The organism is Rhodococcus sp. CX (assembly GCF_015865005.1).
Lineage (GTDB): Bacteria > Actinomycetota > Actinomycetes > Mycobacteriales > Mycobacteriaceae > Rhodococcus.
Window position 1 is genome coordinate 1,779 of record NZ_JADZGH010000263.1, and the last position, 3,558, is coordinate 5,336.

Genomic DNA, 3,558 nt, shown 5'->3' on the forward strand with positions numbered 1-3,558 from the left:
CCGACCGCGGCGGAGACCGAGGTGCCCGGGATCGTCGAGGACCTCGACTACACCTCGCTGACCCTCGCGCAATTGCGTGCGCGCCTGCGCACCCTGTCCGTGGAGGACCTGACGGCGCTGCTCGACTACGAGAACGCGACACGGGCGCGGGCGCCGTTCGTGACGATGTTGTCGAACCGGATCACGACCACCACCACGAAGTGACCTCGGCGCATCCCACCACCCAACCGAACTCCGCGGACAATCCGTGGCCGGTACGCACCGTGTCGCAGAAGGTCGCGGGCTGGATCGATCGGCTCGGCACGATCTGGGTCGAGGGCCAGATCACCCAGATGAACGTGCGCCCCGGAACGCGCACGGCGTACCTGACCCTGCGTGATCCCTCGGTGGACATGTCCCTGTCGGTGACGTGCTCCCCGCAGCTGATCCACAGTTCGCCGGTGACGCTGGTCGAGGGCGCGCGGGTCGTGATGTTCGGGAAACTGTCGTTCTGGCCGGCGCGCGGCAGCATCTCGCTGCGTGTCACCGAGATCCGCGCGGTCGGCATCGGCGAACTGCTCGCCCGCATCGAACGGCTGCGCGCGCTGCTCGCAGCGGAAGGTCTGTTCGATCCGCGGCTCAAGCGGCCGCTGCCGTTCCTACCGGGCCGTATCGGCCTGATCACCGGCCGCGGCGGCGCCGCCGAGCACGACGTGGTGTCGGTGGCGCAGCGCCGGTGGCCCGCGGTGCGGTTCGAGATCCGCAACACCGCGGTGCAGGGCCCGACCGCGGTACCGCAGATCCTCGATGCGCTCGCCGAACTCGACGCCGACCCCGCGGTGGACGTGATCGTCCTGGCCCGCGGCGGCGGCAGTGTCGAGGATCTGCTGCCGTTCTCCGACGAGACGCTGTGCCGCGCGATCGTCGCGTGCACGACCCCGGTGGTCAGCGCGATCGGCCACGAACCCGACAGTCCGCTGTGCGATCACGTCGCCGATCTGCGGGCCGCCACCCCCACCGACGCCGCCAAACGGGTCGTGCCGGATGCCGCCGCCGAGCAGGCGCTCGTCGACGATCTGCGGGCGCGCGCCGCGTCGGCGCTGCGCAACTGGGTGCGCCGCGAGGAGCACGTGGTGGCACAGTTGCGGTCCCGGCCGGTCCTGGCCGATCCGCTGCGCGCGATCGATCAGCGTGGCGAGGAGGTCGAGCGGTTACGGCAGGCCGGTCGCCGCGACATCGATCGGGTGCTGGCGGCGCAGGCCACCACGATCGAGCATCTGCGGGCCCGGCTGGCGACGCTGGGTCCGGCCGCGACCCTCGCACGCGGCTACGCGGTAGTGCAGCGGATCGTGCCCGACGGCGACCCGGAGGTCGTCCGGTCGATCGACGAGATGCCCCCGGGAACCCAGTTGCGGGTCCGGGTCGGTGACGGTGCCGCGCGGGCCGCGGTGATGGGACGAGAGAAGTGACGACGAGGATGACGGTGTGAGTGACACGAACGCGGATGTGGCGGAGCTCGGCTACGAGAGGGCCCGCGACGAACTGGTCAACGTGGTGAAGATGCTCGAACAGGGTGGCCTGGACCTCGACGAGTCGCTGGCGCTGTGGGAGCGCGGCGAAGCGCTCGCCAAGCGGTGCGAGGAGCACCTCGCGGGTGCTCGGCAACGGGTCGAGAACGCCCTGTCGCACAGCGAGGACGACGAAGAAGACTGACCGGTCGGGGACAACCGACCGGCCCGGTCGCGGCCTACGGGGTGAGCGGCTCCGCTGCGTTCGCCGCGGCAGCGATCGTGGCGAACTCGGCTTCGTCGCCGGATCCGCCGATCAGGATCCGCACGTCACCGAAGTCCGAGACCCACAGCGGCTCGCTCCCCTCCTCGGCGTACACCGTCCAGTCGCGGCCGTCGATGGTCTCGGTGCCGGTGACGAACCGGCTCGAGCCCGCGACGAACCGCACGAGCTCGTCGGTACCGGCGTTGGACTGGGTGAAGCGTACGTAGCGGCCGGACGGGGTGATGAACCCGACCGTGCTCGAGTCGCCGCCCTGCTGGCCGGTGATGATGCTGCGGCTGCCCGAGTTGGCCTGCCAGTCCTCGGGGACCTGCGGATGCCGGATGGGGAATCCCAGTTCCCTCGCGTCGTACTCGAGACCTGCATCGATGTCGAAGCTCGGCACCGGACCCGCGGTGGGACCGCCCGGGTTGAACGAGCATTGGCTTGCGATCGCAGCGATGACGAGGCACGCCAGGACGAGCGGAATGAGCGACCACGTCATGTCACGGGCGTCGTTCAGGATGCGGGGTTTCTCGGAAGCCACGCGTCCAGTCTGACAGCCTCCGCAGGAACGGGCCGCGGCCGGTCCGGGTCCCAGCCTCCGCCGCACCGGCGCTGATGAGACAATTGCAGCCTGAACCACCATCGGATTCGGCGGCCGCGCGACTCGACGGCCGTCCCTCGTGCCGGCGCACCGCGTCGACCGACAGCATCAGGAGGCAGTAGCCCATGACGGCCACCCCATCGCACCGCGAAGCTCCGGACCGCAACCTCGCCCTCGAGTTGGTCCGCGTCACGGAGGCCGCGGCGATGGCGGCAGGCCGCTGGGTCGGCCGCGGCGACAAGGAAGGCGGCGACGGTGCCGCCGTCGACGCGATGCGTCACATGGTCAGCTCGGTGTCGATGCAGGGCATCGTGGTGATCGGCGAGGGCGAGAAGGACGAAGCCCCGATGCTGTACAACGGCGAGGAGGTCGGCAACGGCGACGGCCCCCTGTGCGACGTCGCCGTCGACCCGATCGACGGCACCACGCTGATGTCGAAGGGTGCGCCGGGCGCGATCGCGGTCCTCGCGGTCGCCGAGCGCGGCGCCATGTTCGACCCGTCGGCCGTGTTCTACATGGACAAGATCGCCGTGGGTCCCGAGGCTGCCGACGTCATCGACCTGTCCGCGGGTGTCGCCGAGAACATCCGTCGCGTCGCGAAGGCCAAGAATCGCACCATCTCCGATACGACCGTCACGATCCTGGATCGTCCGCGGCACTCCGAGATCATCCGGGAGATCCGGGAGACCGGTGCGCGCATCCGCCTGATCTCCGACGGCGACGTCGCCGGTGCGATCGCGACCGCCCGCCCCGATTCCGGTGTCGACATGCTCCTGGGCATCGGCGGCACCCCGGAGGGCATCATCGCCGCGGCGGCGCTGCGCTGTATGGGTGGCGCGCTGCAGGGCAAGCTCGCCCCCAAGGACGACGCCGAGCGGCAGAAGGCCATCGACGCCGGCCACGACCTGGACCGGATCCTGACCACCGAGGAACTCGTCACCGGCGAGAACATCTTCTTCTGCGCGACCGGTGTCACCGACGGCGACCTGCTCAAGGGCGTGCGGTACTACGGCGGCGGCGCGACCACGCAGTCGATCGTCATGCGCAGCAAGTCCGGCACGGTCCGCATGATCGAGGCCTACCACCGCCTCGAGAAGCTGCACGAGTTCTCGTCGATCAACTTCACCGGTGTCGACGGCGCGCAGCCCCCGATGCCCTGACAATGCGCTTCGCGCCGGTGTGTCTTTGTGGCGGTCGGAACC

4 protein-coding genes and 1 pseudogene are annotated in these 3,558 nt (G+C 70.1%); 4 read left to right on the forward strand and 1 reads right to left on the reverse strand.

Annotated elements, in window-relative coordinates; genetic code table 11:
- From I0Q12_RS34255 to I0Q12_RS29160, 3 genes and pseudogenes are all read left to right on the forward strand, one after another.
- Positions 1–204 (forward strand): annotated as a pseudogene (locus I0Q12_RS34255) (hypothetical protein); the annotation flags it as partial.
- On the forward strand, positions 201–1,448 hold the full coding sequence (xseA, locus tag I0Q12_RS29155) for an exodeoxyribonuclease VII large subunit (RefSeq protein ID WP_197257189.1): 1,248 nt from the start codon (positions 201–203) through the stop codon (positions 1,446–1,448). The pseudogene I0Q12_RS34255 and the gene xseA, both read left to right, overlap by 4 nt.
- A gap of 16 nt (positions 1,449–1,464) precedes the next feature.
- The gene (locus tag I0Q12_RS29160; RefSeq protein ID WP_197257191.1) at positions 1,465–1,692 is read left to right on the forward strand and encodes an exodeoxyribonuclease VII small subunit; all 228 of its coding nucleotides are present in this window, start codon (positions 1,465–1,467) and stop codon (positions 1,690–1,692) included.
- Between the two features lie 34 nt (positions 1,693–1,726).
- On the opposite strand, the gene I0Q12_RS29165 is transcribed toward I0Q12_RS29160, so the two are convergent.
- A complete protein-coding gene (locus tag I0Q12_RS29165) occupies positions 1,727–2,296 on the reverse strand; it encodes a DUF4245 domain-containing protein (RefSeq protein ID WP_197257193.1) in 570 nt (189 codons plus the stop codon).
- A gap of 185 nt (positions 2,297–2,481) precedes the next feature.
- Between I0Q12_RS29165 and glpX the strand changes: the two genes are divergently transcribed.
- Positions 2,482–3,516, forward strand: coding sequence for a class II fructose-bisphosphatase (gene glpX / locus I0Q12_RS29170; RefSeq protein ID WP_197257195.1), 1,035 nt, complete (start codon positions 2,482–2,484; stop codon positions 3,514–3,516).
- Positions 3,517–3,558 lie beyond the last annotated feature (42 nt).